Annotated in this window: 22 protein-coding genes and 1 riboswitch; of the genes, 20 read left to right on the top strand and 2 right to left on the bottom strand. The window is 51.7% G+C overall.

All coding sequences use genetic code 11. The features are described 5' to 3' along the window. Positions 1-3: 3 nt before the first annotated feature. From pyk to N4599_RS01160, 16 genes are all read left to right on the top strand, one after another. Positions 4-1,425, top strand: a complete 1,422-nt coding sequence (gene pyk / locus N4599_RS01085; RefSeq protein ID WP_003711891.1) for a pyruvate kinase — start codon at positions 4-6, stop codon at positions 1,423-1,425. A gap of 123 nt (positions 1,426-1,548) precedes the next feature. Beyond that, entirely contained in the window at positions 1,549-2,427 is an 879-nt protein-coding gene (locus N4599_RS01090; protein WP_062813042.1) for a CvfB family protein, read from the top strand. A 5-nt stretch (positions 2,428-2,432) separates the two neighbouring features. Then, the gene (locus N4599_RS01095; RefSeq protein WP_062813043.1) at positions 2,433-3,320 is read left to right on the top strand and encodes a tyrosine-type recombinase/integrase; all 888 of its coding nucleotides are present in this window, start codon (positions 2,433-2,435) and stop codon (positions 3,318-3,320) included. Between the two features lie 13 nt (positions 3,321-3,333). Next, positions 3,334-3,693, top strand: a complete 360-nt coding sequence (locus N4599_RS01100) for a hypothetical protein (protein ID WP_003711844.1) — start codon at positions 3,334-3,336, stop codon at positions 3,691-3,693. Then, the gene (locus N4599_RS01105) at positions 3,683-4,459 is read left to right on the top strand and encodes a segregation and condensation protein A (protein WP_260901369.1); all 777 of its coding nucleotides are present in this window, start codon (positions 3,683-3,685) and stop codon (positions 4,457-4,459) included. Before N4599_RS01100 ends, N4599_RS01105 begins: the two co-directional genes overlap by 11 nt. Then, positions 4,437-5,042: an SMC-Scp complex subunit ScpB gene (gene scpB, locus N4599_RS01110; protein ID WP_260901372.1), complete on the top strand. Its 606-nt coding sequence runs from the start codon at positions 4,437-4,439 to the stop codon at positions 5,040-5,042. The genes N4599_RS01105 and scpB overlap by 23 nt, the downstream gene beginning before the upstream one ends. Then, positions 5,042-5,758 (top strand): pseudouridine synthase, encoded by a 717-nt coding sequence (locus tag N4599_RS01115; RefSeq protein WP_062813046.1) that lies wholly within the window; start codon positions 5,042-5,044, stop codon positions 5,756-5,758. Before scpB ends, N4599_RS01115 begins: the two co-directional genes overlap by 1 nt. Before the next feature lie 193 nt (positions 5,759-5,951). Beyond that, positions 5,952-6,071, top strand: a riboswitch (FMN riboswitch). A 93-nt stretch (positions 6,072-6,164) separates the two neighbouring features. Beyond that, complete coding sequence (locus N4599_RS01120; RefSeq protein WP_191363681.1) at positions 6,165-6,743, top strand: ECF transporter S component; 579 nt, start codon at positions 6,165-6,167, stop codon at positions 6,741-6,743. Positions 6,744-6,961: 218 nt separating this feature from the next. After that, a complete protein-coding gene (locus tag N4599_RS01125; protein WP_224757983.1) occupies positions 6,962-8,002 on the top strand; it encodes a helix-turn-helix domain-containing protein in 1,041 nt (346 codons plus the stop codon). Then, positions 7,992-9,425: a RecQ family ATP-dependent DNA helicase gene (locus tag N4599_RS01130; protein WP_260901377.1), complete on the top strand. Its 1,434-nt coding sequence runs from the start codon at positions 7,992-7,994 to the stop codon at positions 9,423-9,425. Before N4599_RS01125 ends, N4599_RS01130 begins: the two co-directional genes overlap by 11 nt. A 94-nt stretch (positions 9,426-9,519) precedes the next feature. Next, complete coding sequence (locus N4599_RS01135; protein ID WP_260901379.1) at positions 9,520-10,101, top strand: SAG1386/EF1546 family surface-associated protein; 582 nt, start codon at positions 9,520-9,522, stop codon at positions 10,099-10,101. 28 nt (positions 10,102-10,129) lie between these two features. Next, entirely contained in the window at positions 10,130-10,816 is a 687-nt protein-coding gene (gene cmk / locus N4599_RS01140; RefSeq protein WP_062813051.1) for a (d)CMP kinase, read from the top strand. Between the two features lie 72 nt (positions 10,817-10,888). After that, positions 10,889-12,130 (top strand): 30S ribosomal protein S1, encoded by a 1,242-nt coding sequence (gene rpsA / locus N4599_RS01145; RefSeq protein WP_062813052.1) that lies wholly within the window; start codon positions 10,889-10,891, stop codon positions 12,128-12,130. 86 nt (positions 12,131-12,216) lie between these two features. Next, on the top strand, positions 12,217-13,530 hold the full coding sequence (gene der, locus N4599_RS01150; protein WP_260901386.1) for a ribosome biogenesis GTPase Der: 1,314 nt from the start codon (positions 12,217-12,219) through the stop codon (positions 13,528-13,530). A gap of 179 nt (positions 13,531-13,709) precedes the next feature. Further along, entirely contained in the window at positions 13,710-13,985 is a 276-nt protein-coding gene (locus N4599_RS01155) for an HU family DNA-binding protein (RefSeq protein WP_003711911.1), read from the top strand. Between the two features lie 102 nt (positions 13,986-14,087). Then, complete coding sequence (locus N4599_RS01160) at positions 14,088-15,350, top strand: tetratricopeptide repeat protein (protein ID WP_062813053.1); 1,263 nt, start codon at positions 14,088-14,090, stop codon at positions 15,348-15,350. Positions 15,351-15,503: 153 nt separating this feature from the next. Here N4599_RS01160 and N4599_RS01165 read toward each other — a convergent pair whose 3' ends face one another. Continuing rightward, a complete protein-coding gene (locus N4599_RS01165; RefSeq protein WP_260901389.1) occupies positions 15,504-16,331 on the bottom strand; it encodes a site-specific integrase in 828 nt (275 codons plus the stop codon). 144 nt (positions 16,332-16,475) lie between these two features. On the opposite strand from N4599_RS01165, the gene N4599_RS01170 reads away from it, so the two are divergent. From N4599_RS01170 to N4599_RS01185, 4 genes are read left to right on the top strand one after another with little or no spacing between them, the layout of a single operon-like run. Continuing rightward, positions 16,476-17,681: a CCA tRNA nucleotidyltransferase gene (locus N4599_RS01170; protein WP_260901391.1), complete on the top strand. Its 1,206-nt coding sequence runs from the start codon at positions 16,476-16,478 to the stop codon at positions 17,679-17,681. Positions 17,682-17,699: 18 nt separating this feature from the next. Continuing rightward, positions 17,700-19,601 (top strand): ABC-F family ATP-binding cassette domain-containing protein, encoded by a 1,902-nt coding sequence (locus tag N4599_RS01175; protein WP_260901393.1) that lies wholly within the window; start codon positions 17,700-17,702, stop codon positions 19,599-19,601. Positions 19,602-19,617: 16 nt separating this feature from the next. Next, positions 19,618-20,580: a thymidylate synthase gene (locus N4599_RS01180; protein WP_191363689.1), complete on the top strand. Its 963-nt coding sequence runs from the start codon at positions 19,618-19,620 to the stop codon at positions 20,578-20,580. Between the two features lie 10 nt (positions 20,581-20,590). Next, complete coding sequence (locus N4599_RS01185) at positions 20,591-21,088, top strand: dihydrofolate reductase (protein ID WP_191363690.1); 498 nt, start codon at positions 20,591-20,593, stop codon at positions 21,086-21,088. Here N4599_RS01185 and trhA read toward each other — a convergent pair. Then, entirely contained in the window at positions 21,068-21,709 is a 642-nt protein-coding gene (gene trhA, locus N4599_RS01190) for a PAQR family membrane homeostasis protein TrhA (RefSeq protein ID WP_062813059.1), read from the bottom strand. The genes N4599_RS01185 and trhA overlap by 21 nt on opposite strands. Positions 21,710-21,790: the final 81 nt, after the last annotated feature.

Consider the following 21,790-nt stretch of genomic DNA (forward strand, 5'->3'; position numbering starts at 1 on the left):
TTTATGAAGAAAACCAAGATTGTAAGTACCCTTGGTCCTGCAAGTACTGATGTCGATACAATCGTTAAGTTGATTCAAGCGGGTGCGAATGTTTTCCGCTTCAACTTCTCACATGGTGACCACCCAGAACACCTGGGCCGGATGCAAAACGTTAAGAAGGCGGAAGAAATCACCGGCAAGCACGTTGGTATCATGCTTGATACTAAGGGTGCTGAAATTCGGACTACTGTTCAAAAGGAAGGTAAGATCGAATACAACATTGGTGATGAAGTACGGATTTCAATGGATGCTTCTATTGAAGGTACTCATGACAAGATTGCTGTTACCTACCCAGGCCTGTACGATGACACCCATGTTGGTGGTCACGTCCTCTTCGATGATGGTCTGATTGACATGCAAATCGAAGAAAAGGATGACGCTAACCGTGAATTGGTCTGCAAGGTCCTGAACCACGGTGTCCTCGGCTCACGGAAGGGTGTTAACGCTCCTGGTGTTTCCATCAACCTGCCAGGTATTACTGAAAAGGACAGCAGCGACATTCGCTTCGGCCTGGACAACAAGATCAACTTTATCTCTGCATCCTTCGTTCGGAAGCCACAGGATGTTCAAGACATTCGTGAACTCCTCAAGGAAAAGAACATGGAAGACGTTCAAATCTTCCCAAAGATCGAATCTCAAGAAGGAATCGACAACTTCGAATCCATCATCGAAGTTTCTGATGGTCTGATGGTTCCTCGTGGTGACATGGGGGTTGAAATTCCAGCTGAAAATGTGCCAATCGTTCAGAAGCACATGATCAAGCGTTGTAACGAACTGGGCAAGCCAGTTATCACCGCTACCCAAATGCTGGACTCCATGCAAGAAAACCCACGGCCAACTCGTGCCGAAGTATCTGACGTTGCTAACGCCGTCTTTGATGGTACTGACGCAACGATGCTTTCTGGTGAAAGTGCCAACGGTGACTACCCAGTAGAATCAGTTGCCATGATGAACGCCATTGACATCAAGGCTGAAAACCACCTCTGGGAATTCGGTACTGAAACCTTCGATTGGGACAAGTCCGACGTTACTGAAACGATTGGTTCTGCTGTTGCCAACGCTGCTAAGGACATGGACATCCACACCATTGTTGCCTACACTGCTTCAGGCTACACTGCTAAGATGATTTCTAAGTACCGTCCAAACGCTGACATCGTTGCCTTGACGCCAAACGAACGGGTAGAACGCGGCCTGATGATTAACTGGGGTGTTCAACCATACGTTGTTGACGAAATGAAGAACACTGATAAGATGTTCGACCTGGCAGCCAAGAAGGCGGTTGAACTTGGCTTTGCTAAGAAGGGCGATAAGATTATCATCGTTGCTGGTGTTCCTTTGGGTGTTCCAGGTGCAACCAACATGATGCGTGTTAAGACGATCGACTAATTAAATTAGCATTGATTGCAAAAAGGGCTAGACGTTTGTCTAGCTTTTTTTAGTAGTGCTGGTCAAACCATTTTCAGCCGTGTAAAATAATAAGAAGGATTTAAAAGGAAGATGGGGTAAAATATGAATTCAGCATTAGGAAAAGTTGTTTCAGCGGTGATGATTGACGAAAATGACCAGGACTACTTTGTTCAGCCGGACCGGAATGGGCAGACTTATCGCTTACCAAAGGCAGAAAGTCCCCAGCAGCTCCATATTGGTGGTCAGGTCCGGGGCTTCGTGTACGAGAACGAAGATCACCAGCTGCAAATGACCTGTCAGCACATTCCCACCGTCCAAGTTGACCACTACGATTACGGGACGGTGGTCAGCGTTCGTCGAGATTTAGGGGTCTTTGTAGACATCGGTTTGCCAAACAAGGATATCGTGGTGTCATTAGATGACCTGCCGGAATTAAAGCACCTCTGGCCCCAACCAGGTGACCGTCTACTGATGGCGCTGCGGGTGGACGATAAGGACCGTATCTGGGGCCAGTTAGCGGATGACCAGATTTACCAAACTATCTCAAATGCCCCGTCAAAAAGAGCAATGAACCGGGACGTGATGGCAACCGTTTACCGCCTGAAGTTGAATGGTACCCACGTGCTTACCGATGACTACCAGCTGGGCTTTATCCACCCCAGTGAGCGTGACCAGGAACCCCGCCTCGGTCAACGGGTCAAAGCCCGGGTGATTGGCTTGTCGTCACACGGCAGCCTGAACCTTTCCTTGAAGCCCCGTGCCTACCAGGCGATTGGGGAGGATGCGGCGATGATTTTAACCATGTTAAAGCATGACTTAAATCAGCGGTTGCCGTATACGGATAAGACCGACCCGCAGGTAATCCGGCAGGTTTTCGGCATCAGCAAGGGCCAGTTTAAGCGGGCCGTGGGACACCTGCTGAAGGCTGGCCTGGTTGAAGAAACAAATGGCCAGCTGCTCCTGCTCAAGAAAGAAGAGTAGTCGGCATGGAGGAACTTGTTGATAAATACCTGGCCTACTTAAAGGGGAGTCAGGGGCGATCGGCTAATACGCTCATGAGCTACCGGCGGGACCTGGACCAAGCGGCAGCTTTCTTACAAGCACAGGGTGTCGGGGAGTGGTCAGCGGTAGATCAATACCAGCTGTTAGCATTAATCGCTGAGCAGAAAAGGCGGGGCCGGTCACCGGCGACTATTAACCGCCAGCTATCCGCTCTGCGCCAGTTTTACCGTTACCTGGTCCGTCACCAGCAGCTGCGGTTTAACCCGATGGAGCTGGTCGATAACCAGCAATTAACCGAGAAGTTGCCGCCGGAGATTCTGACCGAACCGGAAATCAAGCAGCTGCTAGCGGCCCCCGATCAGGCGCACGCTCTCGGAAAGCGTGACCGGGCGCTCCTTGCGGTCTTAGCGACCACTGGAATGCGGGTCAGTGAATTAGTCGACCTGCTGGTCACGGATTTGCACCTTGATATTAAGATGATTCGGCTCGGCAGCGGGGGCCGGCGGGAACGACTAGTACCGATTAGTGACCAGGCAGTTCAGGAGTTAAAACATTACCTATCCGCTGTCCGCCCGTTGCTAGTGGCGGAGGGCGAACAAGCGGTCTTTGTCAATGCCCATGGCCACCAGTTAACGCGCCAGGGTGTCTGGAAGAATCTTCGCACCCTGGTCCGGCAAGCAGGGATTGAAAAAGCCGTGACTCCCCGGACACTGCGCTATTCCTTTGCCGTCCACCTCTTGCGGAGCGGGGCTGATGGCCGGCTGATTCAAGAAATGCTTGGTTATAGCGAGCTACGGGCAATTAAACCCTACTTAAAAATGACAGTTCAGGAATTAAGCGCTGACTACCGCCAGCACCAACCGAAAATTTGAGGAGTGAAGAAGCGTGCTAGTACGGTACCGAAAGGATTATGAAAAAATTGCGATGGGCCTGCTATCCCTGGTCCCCGACCTGCGAAATTATGGCCGGTTTACGGATGAACTGACGGGGGCGTTAACTGCGGGCTACCCCGTTTACCTGTGGAAGGATGCCGAGGATAACCACTTCATTGCAATCGCGATTGTGGAGGAGGGGACCGATTACCTGCTTTTACGGCAGCTTTCGTTTACCCCGAGTGAGCGGTCTGGCAAGAATGTCTTTGCCCTTTTGACCGCTCTCCAGGACCAGTATCCGGGGAAACGGTTAATGGGGACCCTCAAGAACCAGTCGCTAATTACCAATTGGGAGCAGTTTAATGAGCACTAAACCAGTTACGGAACATCCATACCAGCCAACAATTAAAATTGCCGATTTCGAGGGCCCACTGGACTTGCTCCTGCACCTTATTCGGGAAAATAAGATGGATATTTATGATATTCAGATTGCCCGCATTACTAGTCAGTACCTAGATTTTTTGCACCAGCAACAGGCTCACCAGCTGGAGATTGCTGGTGATTATTTCGTGATGGCGGCGACTTTGATGAATATCAAAAGCCAGTTGCTCTTACCCCAACCGAGCGAACCGGATGAAGAGGCTGAGGAGCTGCCGGATCCACGGGAAGAGCTGGTTGAGCAATTACTGGAATACCAGCGGTACAAGAAGGCGGCAGACCAGTTAAAGGATAAAGAAAATTTGCGCCAGCAGGAGTACACCCGTCCCGCCATGCACGTTCCCCGGGAGCTGATTAGTGCCCACGTGGAACCAGGGGTGACGGTCGACCAGCTTCAGGCGGCCTTTGTGGAAGTATTAAAAAAGCACCGGCTAGCTCAGCCGCTGGTTGAAACGGTTGCAACCGAAAAGGTTAGTGTGGCCGAAAGAATGGCTGCGGTGGTCAAGCAGGTGAAGGCCGGGCCGGTCCAGTTTACCGCCCTGTTTGCTGGTGATCGCAGTCGTGACCAGTTAGTGACGACTTTTATTGCGGTCTTGGAATTAAGCAAGGACCAACGGATTGCGGTGCAGCAGGCGGAACTGTTTGGCCCGATTATTTTAGTGAAGGGAACGCGAATTGATGACGAAGATACAAGCAAGTAACCTGGCCCAAGTGGAGGGCCTGTTATTTATTAGTGGGGATGAGGGTATCACCCTGGGCAATCTTGCTAAAATTACTGGTTTTATGAAGCCGGCCCTGCGTGAAATGCTGGCTGCTCTCCAAGCCAAGTACGCGCAGGATCAGGACTCGGCACTGATTCTCCTTCAAAGTGCCGATACCTACCGCCTGGCGACCAAACAAGCCTTGGCTCCGGTGATCAAGCACTTTTTTGAGGTGCCATTGACGGTGCCGCTTACTACTGCCCTGCTGGAGACCCTCGCTATCATTGCCTACCGCCAGCCGATTACGCGGTTAGAAATCGATAGCATCCGCGGGGTGCAAAGCTCGGGAGGAATTCAGAAGTTGATGGTACGGGGGCTGATTGACACGAAGGGCCGGTTAGATGCCCCTGGGCGGCCGTTTTTGTACATCACGACCGATAACTTCTTGAACTATTTTGGCCTGACCACGCTCGATGAATTACCGGCACTGCCAAAACAGGCGGATGCTGATGACGGTGCGCTGAGCGGGGACTTGTTCCTGACGGCGTTGCAGTCACGGGAACGGCATGAGGAGGATGAGTAATGGAACGTTTACAAAAAGTGATGGCGGAGGCCGGCGTGGCGTCCCGGCGGGCGTCGGAAAAGTTGATTGCGACCGGACACGTCCAAGTTAATGGACAGACGGTTACCACCTTAGGAACGAAGGTCACCGCTAAGGATAAAATTGAAGTTGACGGGGTCCCGCTTCACCGGGAAAAGCAGGTTTACTATCTGCTGAACAAACCGCGGGGCGTGATTTCGAGTGCGCATGACGAAAAGGGCCGCCGGACGGTTGTTGATATCCTCCGGGAGGACGAAATTGAAGAGCGGATCTATCCCGTTGGCCGTCTGGACTATGACACGACCGGTCTCTTGCTGCTGACTAATGACGGTGCTTTAGCAAACAAGATGATGCACCCTAAGTTCGCGGTTGATAAGACCTACGTCGCTAAGGTCAAGGGACTTATCAGTAATGATGACTTGAAGCAATTGCGGACGGGGGTCAAAGTTGATGGCCGGCGAACGAAGCCGGCCAAGACCCGGCTGAAGGGCACCGACCGGGAAAAGAAAACGAGTATCGTGCAGCTAACAATCCATGAGGGGCACTACCACCAGGTCAAACGGATGCTGGCGGCAGTCGGTCACCCGGTGATTAAACTTCACCGTGAGAGTTACGGCTTCCTGAACCTCCAGGGAGTTCAGCCGGGGGACTATCGGGAATTGCGCCCTGAAGAAGTCAAACGGTTGAACCGCTTGTAGGCTATAGGCAGGACAGGGACCCCAGCAGGCGAGAGACAGGGAACTGGTTCTTCTCTAGTTTTAAAGGCGGAGTAAGGATGGTAAAACGGATGAAAAAGGCGAATATCCGCGAAGCAAGGCGTGGTTGCTAGAAGCCATCAGCGTTGACACGGCGCGGAAATCTCGCTACAATGAAAACGTACAATATGAACTGATTCGTCTTCAAGGCAGGGTGCAATTCCCGACCGGCGGTTACAGCCCGCAACCCGTGTGAACGGTTGAATCTGGTGTAAGTCCAGTGCCGACAGTAAAGTCTGGTATAGAGAAGATTTCTATAAAGTAATGCGTTGTTGACTGTAAGCAGTTAACAGCGCCTTTTCTTTGTGGAAGGGCCAACGAAGGCAATCTCAATGGAGGTTGTTGATTTATGACAGTATCACATCAGCGTATTCAACGGATGGTTGGCATCGCTTGTTTGGGTGCCTTAGCGTTTATCCTAATGATGTTTGAGTTTCCCATCATTCCGGTTGCTTCATACCTTAAAATCGATTTTTCCGATATCCCGGTGTTACTGGGCGGTTACCTCTACGGACCGTTAGCGGGGGTCGTGGTGGCCTTCATCAAGTGTTTTCTGCACGCGATGGTCAATGGTTTCGCAATCGGTGACCTGATTGGGGTTGGCAGTGACTTCATTTCGTCATTAGCGTTGTTATTCCCGTTTTACTATGTCTGGCGGCACCAGGAATGGTCCTTTAAGCGGCAGGCGCTAACGGCCATTCCGCTGGCAACGCTGGTGCTGACCGTAGTGATGTCTCTACTGAACCTTTGGGTGATTACACCGCTCTACATGGCGGTTTGGCACTGGCAGTCTTCACTGCCGGTAGCCCAGCTAGTGGCCCTGGGGGTGTTGCCGTTTAACATTGTCAAGGGCTTGCTGCTGTCGATCGTCTTTATCTTAATCGTTGCTCATCTACGGCAGTGGCTGCAGCGCCACCGGATGGAATAATTACTGACAGGATAGCAAGACTTCACTTGCACGGGAAGTGTAGGTGGAGTCTTCTTTCTTTTTTGTGGTAAAGTAATTTTGGGACAGGGCCGTTGCAGGTTGGCAACCGTGCGTCAGCACCATGAGCCTGATTACCGACCGGGTAAACTTTTTGCCCCGAATTACATGGAAACGACCGCTTTTACCGTATTATTTAAAGGGGGAGGGGGAATGTGGTGATGAATACATACTTACTGCGCTTATGCAGCTACCACCAGCCGCGGCGAGAACGGGTGATTGAGAACGTCCTGGCTAATCGGCAGACGGTGTCGACCCTTTTCTGGGCCCAGCATTACGGGATTTTAACCTGGCTCGGTGCGCGGCGCCGCCTCAGCCGGGCGCAATTTGACCAGGAAGTTGCGGCGTTAATTGGAGCGGGCCTGCTTGAACGCGTCGGTGCTGACGAAATAAAACTGACGGCGGCCGGGGTTAGCTATGAGGAAAGCCAACCGTCACCTTACCAGCCCCACTTTTATCCTTGGTACTGGCTTGCCAATACGCAGACCGTTCAGCGACGCCTCCTGCTGGGGTTTCAAGTGGTTTCCGAGCTTGCATACCACAACCGTTACTATGCACCCCTCGCCGTTCCCTTTACGGACCAGGAAGCGGTGCGGGGCTGGTTTCGGCACTTTAAATCAGCCCAGTTTGTGCAGGAAGTATATGCAGAGCTGCACCTCCTTGCTGGTGCCTTGGCTAATGAGGACCAACGCTTGGTGGCGGCATTGGTTAACCGCTTGATTGGTCATAACCAGGCTGGGTGGACGCTTAACCAGCTAGCTGACCACCTCCAGCTCAGTCCGGCTGATGCCCTGGTTCTTGACCATGATCTGTGGTTAGCCGTTACTGCTTTTTCACGGCGGACGGCTGGCCCGCTGGCGAGTCTGGCGCGGCCGCTCATTGCGTCAGCACCAATTTCGCGTAGTTGTCAGACAACCGTCCAGCTAGCACGCCAGGGGCTCGAGCTTGTTAGGATTGCAGAGCGCCGGCGTTTGAAACTGGGAACCGTTCGTGAACACCTCCTGACAGCTGCGATCCTGACGCCCCAGCAGCTTGACTGGGCACAACTATTGCCAGCAGAGCAGCGGAAATTTTTAGACCATCACTTTCGCGGTGATGCGATCCACTGGCGTTTTCAGGGCTGGAGCGGCGATGAGAATAGTGACTTTTATTATTTTCGCCTGTACCAAATTTATAAGGAGTATTCGCAAAATGAATCGTGACCGGCTTTACCAAGCATTACAGCAGCACTTTGGCTATCAAGAGTTCCGTGACGGCCAGTTGGCAACGATTGAGGCGATTTTAGCGGGGCAGGACACCATGGCAATTCTGCCTACTGGGGGAGGAAAATCGCTGCTTTACCAGCTTCCAGCCTACCTCCGCCCCGGAATCGTCTTAATTGTTTCGCCGTTGATTTCACTAATGCAAGATCAAGTTGATCGCCTCCACCGCCGTGGCGAGAAACGGGTCTTGCTGCTAAGCGGCCAGGACCGGCGAACCCGGGACCAGCAATTAAGCCAGCTGGCCTGGGCAAAATTTGTCTTTGCCTCCCCGGAAATCCTAGCCAATTCGGCAGTTGCTGCTTGTCTGCGCCGGGCCAATGTTGCCATGCTGACCATCGATGAGGCCCATTGCATTTCCCAGTGGGGCCCAGACTTCCGGCCGGAATACCTGCTGCTGCGCCGGTTTAGGGAAGAACTGGGGACCCCGCCGACGTTACTGCTGACCGCTACGGCCACCCCACGTGTTCAGGCGGATATTATTGCTAAAATGGGCCTGCCAGCTGACGAGGTGACGGTTATCCGGCGGTCAGTCAACCGGGCAAATATTTTTCTGGCAGTCGAGGAACTGGCTTCACCGGATGAAAAGGCAACCAGGCTGCTCCAACTGGTAAAAGAACTCTCCGGAGCAGGGATTATTTACTTCGCCAGTCGCCGCCTTGCAACGGCGACCGCTGACTGGTTGCAAAAGCAAAGCGGATTAGCTGTGGCGGCCTACCATGCGGGGATGCCTGCCGCCGACCGTTTTCGTGTTCAGCAGCAATTCATGGCTGACGACCTTCAGCTGATTTGTGCCACGAGTGCCTTTGGGATGGGGGTAGACAAGGACGATATCCGCTTCATCATCCACTACCACCAGCCGACCAACCTTGCTGACTACGTACAGGAAATTGGCCGGGCTGGTCGTGATGGGCGGCAAAGCGTCGCGGTTTTGCTGACCTGCCCTGGCGATGACCTGCTGGCCCGGCAGCTGACGACCGTCGACCTGCCGCCGCTCGGCCTGCTGGAAAAAGTTCGTGCGGGGCAGTTGCCACCGGCAGCCTTAGGCAGGAACCACGAACTCTTTACTTTTTACTTTCGCCAGCACTACACTGCCGACCAAATTGTCGCGGCGTTTAAAAAGCGGCACCGTCAGACCAATCGGCAGTTAGCACAAGTGCAAAAGTACCTGCGCCTCACTTTCTGCCGCCGGGCTTTCCTGCTCAATTACTTTGGCGAGCAGGTGGTTGAGCAGGACCGGTGTTGTGACAGTGAAGTTCCCGACTGGCGCAGTCAGTCACTCTTGCCGCCCCGGCAGCAGCAGGCCCGCCAGACGGTTAACGATAATTGGGATCAGCACCTCCGGACTTTATTAAATCTTAGCTAAAGTTACCTTTTCGGTTTTTACCAGCTAGACAAGGGACAAATTAGTGCGCTACAATCAAAATGTTAACTTTCAATAGAGGGGAGGGGCATAGCTTATGAGTGAGAAGCGAGAAGAAAGCCGCCGCCAAAACGATGAATTGTGGGATAAGAAATTTACTGATAATGAAGATTTCGATAGCACCGGCCACCTATCGCGGACGGAACGACGGAAGCAGGAGGCTCATAGTTCGACCATTACCACTGTTTTAGTGGTCTTAATCATCGTCCTTGCTGCTTCACCACTGATTTTCTGGTTAAACAATAAGCAGTCGTTTAACCATCCGGCACGGACCGAGCAAACTGCGGCGGTGAGTAGTAAAAAAAAATCAACTCATCGGGTGAGTTCAACCAGCAGTCACCGGTCAGTTAGCAGCACTTCAAGGGTCGCCAGCCAAGCTAACAGTTCGACTAACAGCGCTGCCCGGGAGACAATGACGACGAGGCAATCAACTGCCGGTCAAACGGCCTCCAGCAACCGGGAACCGGCTGCCAACCGGCAGTACGTGGTTGTGCGTCGGGGGCAAAGTGTTTACCGAATTGCGGCGCAGAACGGGTTAACAGCTCAAGAACTGGCCCGGCTGAACAATATTTCAATCAATACACCGATTCACCCTGGACAACAGCTTCGGGTACGGTAAATCATTAGGGAGTGGAAAGTTCATTATTATGAAAAAAGGAATTCAAGTGGCCATTGATGGTCCAGCATCGGCCGGCAAGTCGACGGTCGCTAAACTTGTTGCCAAACGCTTTAACTATGTTTACTGCGATACTGGCGCAATGTACCGGGTAGTGACGCTCGCAGCCCTTGACCAAGGGATTGCGGTGACGGATTCAACCCGGGTAAGTCAACTCGCCCGGGAAATTAAGATTAGTTTTGCTCCGGGTGAACCTGAACAGCGGGTTTTCTTAAACGGCCGCGACGTCACGACGGCTATTCGTCAGGGGCGGATCGACAAAAATGTGTCAGCAGTTGCCGCCATTCCAGCAGTCCGGGAAGAAATGACTAACCAGCAGCGGCAGATTGCTGAAGAAGGCGGGATTGTCATGGACGGCCGCGACATTGGTTCAACGGTTCTGCCAAACGCTCCCGTCAAGATTTTTATGGTCGCGACCGCTCACGAACGGGCCCGCCGCCGGTACGTCGAAAATAAGGCAAAGGGGATCGCAACTGCTTCGCTGGAGGAGCTGCAAAAGGAAATTGAATTGCGGGATCAGAAGGACTCTTCACGGAAGGTCTCACCCCTCGTTCAGGCGCCAGATGCGGTCCGCCTTGACACGACTTCCTTAACGATCGACGAAGTTGTTGACCGGATTAGCACGATTATTGAAAAAACTCTCAACGAATTGGCTTAAACACTGGAAAAGGGTGAAGTTTTCTAGTAAAATAGTCATCAGAGTTGATTGTTGCAAGGAGGATTTTTTTTAATGGCTGAAAACAACGAAAACAAGAACGATATGTTAGAAGCGCTTGATAGCATCGAAACTGTAAAGGTGGGCGATGTTGTCAAGGGTGAAGTATTGGCAATCGATGATGATCGCCAAGCTATCGTTGGTATTAAAGATGCAGGGGTTGAAGGTGTCGTCCCTGCTAAGGAATTATCAACCAAGCCAGTTGAAGACATCAATGATGCAGTTAAAGTAGGTGACGAATTAGACTTAGTTGTCATCTCTAAGATTGGCAATGATAAGGAAAATGGTAGTTACTTACTTTCTCACCGTCGTCTGGAAGCCCGTAAGGTATGGGATGACATTCAGAAGAAGTTTGATGATGGTGAAACCATCACTGCTAAGGTTACCCAGGCAGTTAAGGGTGGTTTAGTTGTTGATGCTGGAGTACGTGGCTTCGTTCCTGCTTCAATGATCACTGATCACTACGTTGAAGACCTGAACCAATTTAAGGGTCAAGAACTGGAATTCAAGATTGTTGAAATCGAACCAAGCGAAAACCGGCTGATCCTTTCCCACAAGGAAATCGTAAAGGCAGAACACGAACAAGCTGCTGAAAAGATTTTTGCTGAATTACAACCAGGTGACGTGGTTGAAGGTAAGGTTGCCCGGATGACTAACTTCGGTGCCTTTGTTGACCTTGGCGGCGTTGATGGTTTGGTTCACGTTTCTGAAATTTCCTACGACCACGTTGACAAGCCGTCAGACGTTCTGTCTGCTGGTCAAGACGTAAAGGTTAAGGTATTGAGTGTTGACCCTGACCGTGAACGGATTTCACTGTCAATCAAGCAAACTCTGCCTGGCCCATGGGATGACATCGAAGAAAAGGCTCCTGCTGGCAGCACCCTGACTGGGACTGTTAAGCGTCTGACGAGTTTCGGTGCGTTCGTGGAAGTCTTCCCTGGTGTTGAAGGTTTGGTTCACATTTCCCAAATCTCCCACAAGCACATCGCTACGCCAGCTGACGTGCTGAAGCCAGGTCAAGAAGTTCAAGTAAAGGTCTTAAACGTTGACCCTGAACGGCAACGCCTTGGCCTTTCCATGAAGGCTCTTGAAGAACGTCCAAAGGGTGAAGACAGTGACAACGGTGAAAACTACCGTGGCCGTCGTCGTTCTCGGCGGAACAACAACCGTTCTGCAATGAGCAACGCCCCTGAAGAAGAAAGTGGTTTCTCAATGGGTGACTTGATTGGTGACCAATTAAAGAACCTGCGGAACTAATTTCGCTAATTAAAAATTAACTATTAAGGAGGAAGTGGCGCCGTTGGTGGTTACTTCCTTTTTATTCTTTGAAGGAAGGTGAAAAGATGACTAATCCAGTTGTTGCAATTGTCGGTCGGCCAAACGTCGGGAAGTCGACCCTGTTTAACCGGATTGCTGGTGAACGGATCTCCATTGTCGAAGATACTCCGGGAGTCACCCGGGATCGGATATATGCACATGGTGAATGGCTCGGCAAGAACTTTAACATGATTGATACCGGGGGAATTGAGTTGTCAGACCAGCCCCTGCTGACCCAAATCCGTCAACAGGCAGAAATTGCCATCGACGAGGCCGACGTTATTGTGCTGGTGGTTGACGTTGAGAGCGGGGTGACCGATGCCGATGAGCAGGTAGCACGGATCCTTTACCGTTCCAACAAGCCAGTTGTCCTGGCGGTGAATAAAGTCGATAATCCAGAACGGCGAAATGACATTTACGACTTTTACTCTCTAGGCCTGGGCGAACCATATCCCGTTTCCAGTGTGCATGGTGTTGGCCTCGGGGACCTATTGGATGCGGTAATCCATAACTTCCCCGAGAACGCTGCAAATGAGGATGACGATAGCATTCGCTTTAGCTTGATTGGCCGCCCAAACGTTGGGAAGTCGTCCCTGGTCAACGGAATTCTTGGTGAAAACCGGGTGATCGTGTCGAACATGGCGGGGACGACCCGGGATGCCATCAATACCCGCTTCGTCGCTAAGGACGGGCAGGAATTTACCATGATTGATACCGCGGGAATTCGCAAGCAGGGCAAGATTTACGAAAATACCGAACGCTACGCCCTGATGCGGGCAATGCGGGCAATCGATGGGAGTGACGTTGTCCTGGTCGTGCTGAACGCCGAGGAGGGAATCCGGGAGATTGATAAGCACATTGCCGGTTACGCTCACGAAGCTGGTTGTGGGGTCATCATTGTCGTAAACAAGTGGGATACGCTAGAAGAGCATGACCAACGGACGATGACCGACTTTACCAACCTGATCCGTCACGAGTTCCAGTACCTGTCCTATGCGCCGATTATTTTTGTATCTGCCAAGACCAAGCAGCGCTTGAACAAGCTGCCGGAAATGATTGAAGAAGTTTATGCCCACCACGAACGGCGGATCAAGTCGTCTGTTTTGAACAACGTCATTATGGACGCGATTGCTGCCAACCCGACGCCAACGCAAAACGGCAAGCGTTTGCGGATCTTTTACGCGACGCAGGTGGCAACGGCTCCACCGACCTTTGTTGTCTTTGTTAACGATCCGGAGCTGATGCACTTCTCCTACGAACGGTACTTGGAAAACCAAATTCGGCAGGCCTTTGACTTTACGGGGACCCCGATTCATATCATCAAGCGGCAGCGACAATAAAAAAGATTAAAAATCGGGTGAAATCTTGCCAAAACCGCTTGCCAGCAGGGTTTCACTATGCTAACCTTAACAATGAAATGATACGAACTCCTCGTAATTATTTCGTTAATTTTGGACCACTCAAAATTAACATTTGAGTGTCAGCACCGCGTGTGTTGACTTGTGGGAGGTGAAAACAAATGGCAAACAAAGCAGAATTAGTAAGCAATGTTGCTAATGCAACTGGCTTGACCAAGAAGGATGCTACTGCAGCTGTTGACGCTGTCTTCAGTTCAATTCAAGCATCTTTGGCCAAGGGGGAAAAGGTTCAATTGATCGGCTTCGGTAACTTCGAAGTACGTCAACGTGCTGCACGGAAGGGCCGTAACCCACAAACTGGACAAGAAATCCAAATTCCTGCAAGCAAGGTACCAGCATTCAAGCCTGGTAAAGCTTTAAAGGATGCTGTTAAGTAATTTAACAGTCTAAAGACTGTAAAGCGAGAAGGGTCTTTCCTTCTCGCTTTATTTTGTCTCATGGTATAGTAAAGGAAGTAATTACATGAGGAGGGACTATGAATGACCTATTCAGAACAAATGCTTGACCAGCTCCAGGCGGGCCAGCTAGAAGCCGCCCAGTCAAGTTTTCGCCAGGCCCTGGCAAAAGACGATGATGAGCTGCTCTTCAGTCTGGGGGAGGAGCTTTACGGCCTCGGCTTCCTTCAGCAGGCCCAGCGGGTGTACCTGACCCTGTTAGAAAGATACCCTGCCGAGGATGAGCTGCGAACCAACCTGGCAACGATTGCCATCGACGAAGGCCACAACGATGAGGCCCTTTCCTACCTTGCCCAGGTCAAGCCGGATTCACCCGCCTATTTAGAGTCGCTGCTGGTCGCTGCCGATCTGTACCAGACGGAGGAAGAATTTGAGGTGACCGAACAGAAGTTACAGGAGGCTTATCGAATTGCACCGGACGAGCCAGCAGTGGAGTTTGCCCTTGGTGAGTTTTACTTCCTGATTGGTCATTATGACGAAGCGATTCGCTACTATTTTGAGTTGATCAAGCATGGCTATACCGACTTTGCCAAGGTCGACATCGCCGGACGCTTAGGGATGTGTTACGCCCAGAGCGGGCAATTTAAGCAGGCCCTTGGTTACCTGCAGCAGGTTAAGCCGGAATACCGGACCAGCGACATCCGCTTCCAAACTGGACTAACGGAACTCTCGCTCGGCCAGTTAGACGCCGCGGAAAAAGAACTGAGCGAGCTGATTGAGGATGATGACCAGTACGCGTCTGCCTACCCGGCCTTGGCCACTGCGCTGACTAAGCAGCATAAGTACCAGCAGGCCTTGAAGGTGGCCCAGGAAGGGCTGGCGGTTGACCAGTATAACGAGCAACTGTATGCCCAGGCAGCCGCGATTGTCAGTCACCTGGGAAACGCTAAGTTGATGAAAAAGTACCTGACTAAGGCTCACGAGCTGGATCCGGATAACCTGACGATTACCTTGCAGTACAGTAACTTCCTCCTGCACCAGCATGATGACAAGGCAAATATTGCCTTGCTGGCTCCCCTAACGGAAGAGGACGAGGTCGACCCCCAGGTATACTGGAACTTGGCCCGGTCGTACCAGCGAACCGAAGACTTTGCCCAGGCTGGTAAGGATTACCAAACGGCAGCCCCTGCTTATGCTGACAACCCGACTTTCCTCAAGGAACTGGTTGGTTACTATCAGGAAACCGGACAGCGTGACCGCCTCCTGCCGACCTTGCGCCATTACCTGGAACTAGAACCAACGGATGCTGAAATGCAGGACTTATTAGCGGAATACGAAGAGTATTAAAGCTGCCCGTCATTCCCTCGTAGTCTTGGTAAGAAGATTCGGCCCCTATAAGAAGATGAATAGCGTAGTACCCCAATGAGCTCCAGTTCGGCTTTACCGAGCGCTGGAGCTCATTGGGCTTTTTAAAGGGAAACACTGCTAACTTACTGTCAATTAGAGGTCGGCGTTGATCAAAAGCCGTTGGTAGTAGAGCAGTGAGGCCGGATCAAGGTGGAGGGCGTCCTCAAGCTGTTGGTCACTGTCCCGGCGGTGTTCGGCCAGGTAGAGCAGGATGTAGCTTTGGTGCAGGTACTTGGGGGCGAGGCTGAAACCCAGGTATTCCTCGTCCTGGTGGAGGAACTTATGCAGGGCGGGGTTACTCAGCCGGGGATTCGTGGGGTTGAACCGCTGCTTGAGGAAGAGGTCGGGCGAGTGCTGTAGCCGCTGCCGGGGAGCGAGATAGTCCAGCAACTGGCGACGAAAGCGCTGCTCAGCGGGGGTGGCCAGTGGTAGCTGACCGAAGACCTGGTAGAACCCCGGTTGGAGAAATTCACCGACCGTGAAGCCATACTTACTCAGGAGCAGGGTGAGCCGGGTGTAGTAGTGCAAGTGCTCATCCGCTAACAACTGGTCAAGCTTTGCTAACCACTTGCTAGCAACACGCTGGTTAGGAGCCACCGCCTGCCCGTGCAGGGTAAGGGTGGGGTAGTCGCTGATCAGTTGGTGGGTGAAGAGGTAGCGAAAATAGCGGTTCAGCTGTGAAAGAATTTTGTTGTAAGTCGTCATGGTGATTTGCTTGTCGTCCCGGAGGTAGTTAAGGTAGGCGCGGACATCCGTTTCGGTTAGGTTGTCGAGTGTTGGTTGCTGGGCAAATAGGGGACGGTTCGCGCGCAAGTAGTTAAAGAGGTTAGTAAGGCTGGTGTCGTAGGTTTTGATGGTCAGCGGGGAAAGCTCCTGCTGGTCAAGGAACCGGCGGAAATTTTGCTGGTAGGGGTAATCCATGGTTGAAGCTCACTTTCAAGAAATTATTTACTTTAACTATAACACAAAAACCAAACCGCTAAACAAAGACTTTCGCATGATGAGCCGGGATTTGCTATAATCAATACTGATTGTTACAAAATTTCACGGTAAGGGATTGATGAAATGATAATAAAAAAATTACCACCAATATTTGAACCCGCCCGTCCGGTACTGCAAAAAATCGAGCAGGCGGGGTTTGAGGCCTATTTTGTCGGTGGTTGTGTTCGCGACACCATTCTCGGTGACCCGATTCACGATATTGATATTGCGACGAGTGCCTACCCTAGTGAAATTAAACAAATTTTTAAACGGACGGTTGATACCGGAATCGAACACGGGACGGTGATGATTCTTGACCACGGGGTTGGGTATGAAACCACTACCTTTCGGACCGAGTCTGGCTACCAGGATTTCCGCCGACCAGACAATGTCACCTTCGTGCGCTCCCTAGCTGAGGACTTACAACGCCGGGACTTTACCATTAATGCCCTGGCCCTGCGTCAAAACGGCGAGGTAGTGGACCTCTTTGACGGCTTGGGCGATTTGCAGCGCCGACTGATCCGGGCGGTGGGTGACCCCAACGAACGTTTCCATGAAGACGCCCTCCGCATGATGCGCGCGGTTCGCTTCGCCAGCAAGTTGGACTTCGTGATTGACCGGCCAACCTTAGAAGGCATTAACGCCAATGCACACCTGCTAGCTAAGATCGCGGTGGAGCGGATCCGGGTAGAACTGGAAAAAATGTTTTTGGGCCAAAACCCGCCCGCGGGGTTAAAGGACTTCCTGGAAACCGGCCTTTACCAATATTGTCCAGGACTGAAAGCTGCTCGCCAGCAACTCGGTCTCCTGCTAGTGAATGGTAATGGCTGGGCCCTGACAAATGTCGACCAAGTCTGGGCATTGCTGGCTGTTCAACTGGGCTTGAGTGGAAAACAGGCGGCTAAGTTCCTGCGTACGTGGAAAACATCGAATGAAACCATCCGTCAGGTGGGAAAGATTATTTTAGCGGTTAATGCTCTCCGCCAGAAACAAGTCACTCCAGACCTGATGTTTACGGTTGGTTGGCCGGCATTAAGCGATGCTAACCAGGTTGCGGCAGTTTACGGCTGGCAGCAAGCAGCAGCTAGTTTGAAAAAGCAGTACGATGAGTTGCCAATCAAGACGGCCAAGGAGCTGGCGGTGGATGGCCGAACTTTAATTCAGGAGGCCGGGTTAAAGCCAGGCCCCGCCCTGGGAAAAGTATTGAACACCCTGGTGGAAGACGTTGTCAATGGTCGGCTGGCAAATGACAAAGCTGAGCTGCTGCAACGGGCCGCCATTTTAGGATAGCAAAGAAGGATTGATAAAATGCAAACGATGAAGGTAGAGGGGCTGACCAGTACTTACGGTGAAAAAGTCCTTTTTGACCACGTGAACTTCATTATTAACGAAAACGACCGGATTGGTCTGATCGGGGTTAACGGGAGCGGTAAAACAAGTCTGCTAAACGCTATCGCAAGGGAAACTAGTGCCGAGAGCGGGACGATTACCACGCCTAACGACTATTCGATTGGCTATCTCCGTCAACAGCCCGAGTTGGATGAAGGCAAAACCATTATGGAAGCCGTCTTTGATGGTGAACAACCAGTGTTCAAAACGATTCGGGCGTACGAGCAAGCCTTGGTTGACTTTAGCGCCCATCCAGAGGACCAGCAGGCCAGCGACCGCTACACGAAGATGCAAGCACGAATGGACCAGGAAGATGCCTGGGAGGCTGATAGCCGGATTAAGACGATTTTAACCCAGCTTAAAATTACGGATACCAGTCAGCAAATTGCTGATTTATCTGGAGGCCAGCTCAAGCGGGTCGGCCTAGCACAAGTATTAATTCAGCAACCGGACCTGTTGCTGTTAGACGAACCGACCAACCACCTGGATCTTGATTCAGTTGTTTGGCTACAGGACTTCCTGGCGGGCTACAAGGGAGCAGTCGTTGTCGTAACCCATGACCGTTACTTTCTGGACCAGGTCACCAACCATATTTGGGAACTTTCCTTTGGTAAACTGTACCAGTATGATGGCAATTACCAGGACTTTGTACAAAAAAAGGCCGAGCGGGTTGAACTTGCCAAGGAAACTGAACGCAAGAATCAGCAGCTCTATAAAAAGGAACTGGCCTGGATGCGGACAGGGGCCAAGGCCCGCTCAACTAAGCAGAAGGGCCGGATTAACCACTTCCACAAGCTAGAGGGTGAAATTGGCAAGCTCAAGACCGATGAGGACATCTCAATCAACCTTGGCTCCCAACGGTTAGGGAAAGATGTGATTGAGTTTAAGGATGCCAACCTTACCCTGGGCGATCACCAGATCCTTCAGGACTTTAACTGGTTGGTCCAAGCCGGTGACCGAATTGGGATTACCGGTGAAAACGGGGCCGGCAAGACTAGTCTCCTGAACGTGATCGCTGACCGGCTGCCATTAGACAGCGGGGTCGTTAAGATTGGTGAAACAGTCAAGTTAGGCTACTATACTCAGCAAACCGAGGGGGTCGATGATGACCAGCGAATGATTAGTTTCCTGACCGAGGTGGCTGATAGCGTGACGGACAAGGATGGCAACAAGCTCAGCGTTACCCAGCTCCTGGAACGCTTCCTTTTCCCACGCTTTATGCACGGCACGCTGATTCGAAAACTATCTGGTGGTGAGAAGCGGCGGTTGTACCTGCTCAAGATTTTAATGCAGCAACCGAACGTCCTGCTCCTCGACGAACCGACAAACGACCTGGATATTGGAACGCTGACGGTGCTAGAGGACTACCTGGATCACTTTGCAGGAACGGTTATCACGGTGTCTCACGACCGCTACTTCCTTGATAAAGTGGCGGATAACCTGCTGATTTTCCATGGACAGGGAAACATCGAACGCTACACGGGCTACTTCACGGACTACCTGAAGCAGCAACAGCAGGCTAAGGAAAGTGAGCAGGATGCTCCTAAGGCCAAAAAGGTCAAGACCAGCCGTCCCGCACCCGCTAAAAAGCAGCCAGCCGAAAAGACGAAGCTGACCTATGCCGAGGAAATCGAATGGAAGCAGATCAACCAGGACCTGGATGACCTCAGCCAGAAGCAGCAAGAAATTGAAGAGGGAATGGCGGCGGCCGCTAACGACTACCCGAAACTAGCGGCTCTCCAAAAGGAATTAAATGAAGTTCAGCAGGAAGTCGATGAAAAGACGGCCCGCTGGGAATACTTGAGCAATTACGTGGAATAGTAAAGGAGTAAGACAAGTGGCAGTAAATCAAAATGAACAGCAATACCTGGACCTCGCCCGGTACGTCTTGGAAAACGGTCATGAAAAAACTGACCGGACGGGAACGGGAACCCGGTCGGTCTTTGGCTACCAGATGCGCTTTGACCTTGCAAAGGGCTTCCCAATTTTAACAACCAAGAAGGTCCCGTTTGGCTTAATCAAGAGTGAACTCTTGTGGTTCCTGCGGGGCGACACCAACATCCGTTTCCTCCTCCAGCACCATAACCATATCTGGGACGAATGGGCCTTTAAGAAGTGGGTGGAAAGTGACGAGTACCAGGGCCCGGACATGACCGACTTTGGTCACCGCTGGCTGGTCGATGAGGACTTTAAGAAGCAGTATCTGGCAGAAAAGAAGGCTTTTTGCCAGCGAATTATTGACAACGCGGACTTCGCGAAAAAGTACGGGGACCTCGGCCTAGTTTACGGTAGCCAGTGGCGGCACTGGAAGACCAGCACTGGGGAAACGATTGACCAGATTGCTAACATCATTCACCAGATCAAGACGACCCCGGATTCACGGCGGATGATTGTTTCCGCTTGGAATCCCGAGGATGTGCCATCGATGGCTCTCCCACCGTGCCACACGATGTTTCAATTTTACGTTAACGATGGCAAGCTCAGCTGTCAGCTCTACCAACGGAGTGCTGACATCTTCCTGGGAGTTCCGTTTAACATTGCCAGTTACGCGCTCCTGACCCACATGATTGCCCACCAGTGCGGTTTACAGGTGGGGGACTTCGTGCATACCTTAGGGGATGCTCACATTTACCTGAACCACCTCGACCAGATTAAGGAGCAGCTCTCTCGGACGCCGCATGAGGCACCACGGTTGATTCTGCCAGCAGAACCAAAGCCGATTGACCAGTACGAAATGGAAGACATCAAATTGGAGGGTTACACTCACGAGGCCGCAATTAAGGCTCCGGTAGCAGTCTAGGAGGTTTCAAATGACAGAAGTAAACTTTGTGTGGGCGGAGGACCTCGACGGCTGGATTGGCAAGGACCATGACCTTCCTTGGCACGTAAGCGCGGATTTGCGTCACTTCAAGAAGGAGACGGTCGGTCATCCCGTCGTGATGGGCCGGCGTACCTACGAGTCAATTGGCCGGCCGTTGCCCCAGCGGGAGAATATCGTCCTGACTCACCACTTGATTGCTGATGAGCGGGTCCAGTCGTTTGCTACGACTGCTGATTTTAAACAGTGGTTAGCCCAGACTGATGCGGAAACGGTGAGCGTTATCGGTGGTGCACAGGTATTTGCCCAGCTGTTTGACCAGGCAACAGTGTTGACCCGGACAATAATCAACGGTCACTATAATGGCGATACAAAAATGCCACCGATCGATTATGATCAGTGGCACCGGGTTAGCCGCGAACCGGTCGAAGAAGCCGGCCAGGTTGTCTGCTGGTTTGAAAAATGGGTGTTAGACGTAAAAAAGGATTGAGAAGTACATCAGTGCTGTTCCGGCCAGAACGAAGAAGTGCCAGATGAAATGGGTGTAAGCGGTTGGCCGACTGTACAGCAACGCCCCTAAGGTAAAAGTAATACCGCCGGCTAGCAAGAGGCCAAAGCCCACCGGCCCCAGTGCGTGCCAGAGGGGGAAGAAGGCAAAGACACACAGCCAGCCCATCAGGACGTAAATCAGGGTCGAGTAGTTGCTCTTGTGTTTGAGCCAGATACTTTTATAAACGACACCCAGGACGGCCAGTGCCCAGATAATGCCAAACATCGTCCAGCCTTCCCAGCCCCTGATGGCGACCAGGCAATAGGGGGTGTAGGTGCCGGCAATCAGGATGTAGATCATGCAGTGGTCAAAGATTTGGAAGAGGTGCTTAGCCTTGGTAAAGACGAGGGCGTGGAAGAGTGTCGACGAGAGATAGAACAGGATGAGGATACTGCCGTAAACCGTAAAGGTCACGACCCGCATGGGACTTCCAGTATGAGCTGCTCTGATAATCAAAAAGACTAACCCAGCGATTGCCAGGGCGGTGCCAATCCCGTGAGTAATTGCGTTTCCAATTTCAATTAAGAGTGTTTTAGTATCTGTCTTACTTGTTTGTGCCAACTTTATTACTCCTTTCGTACCAATCTGCGGTGAATTCTAAAGGGCTTTTTGGTATACTATTACTATAAAAAATTGAATTAG

Origin of the sequence: Limosilactobacillus oris, from assembly GCF_025311495.1 — a bacterium.
In the GTDB taxonomy this organism is placed as follows: domain Bacteria; phylum Bacillota; class Bacilli; order Lactobacillales; family Lactobacillaceae; genus Limosilactobacillus; species Limosilactobacillus oris_A.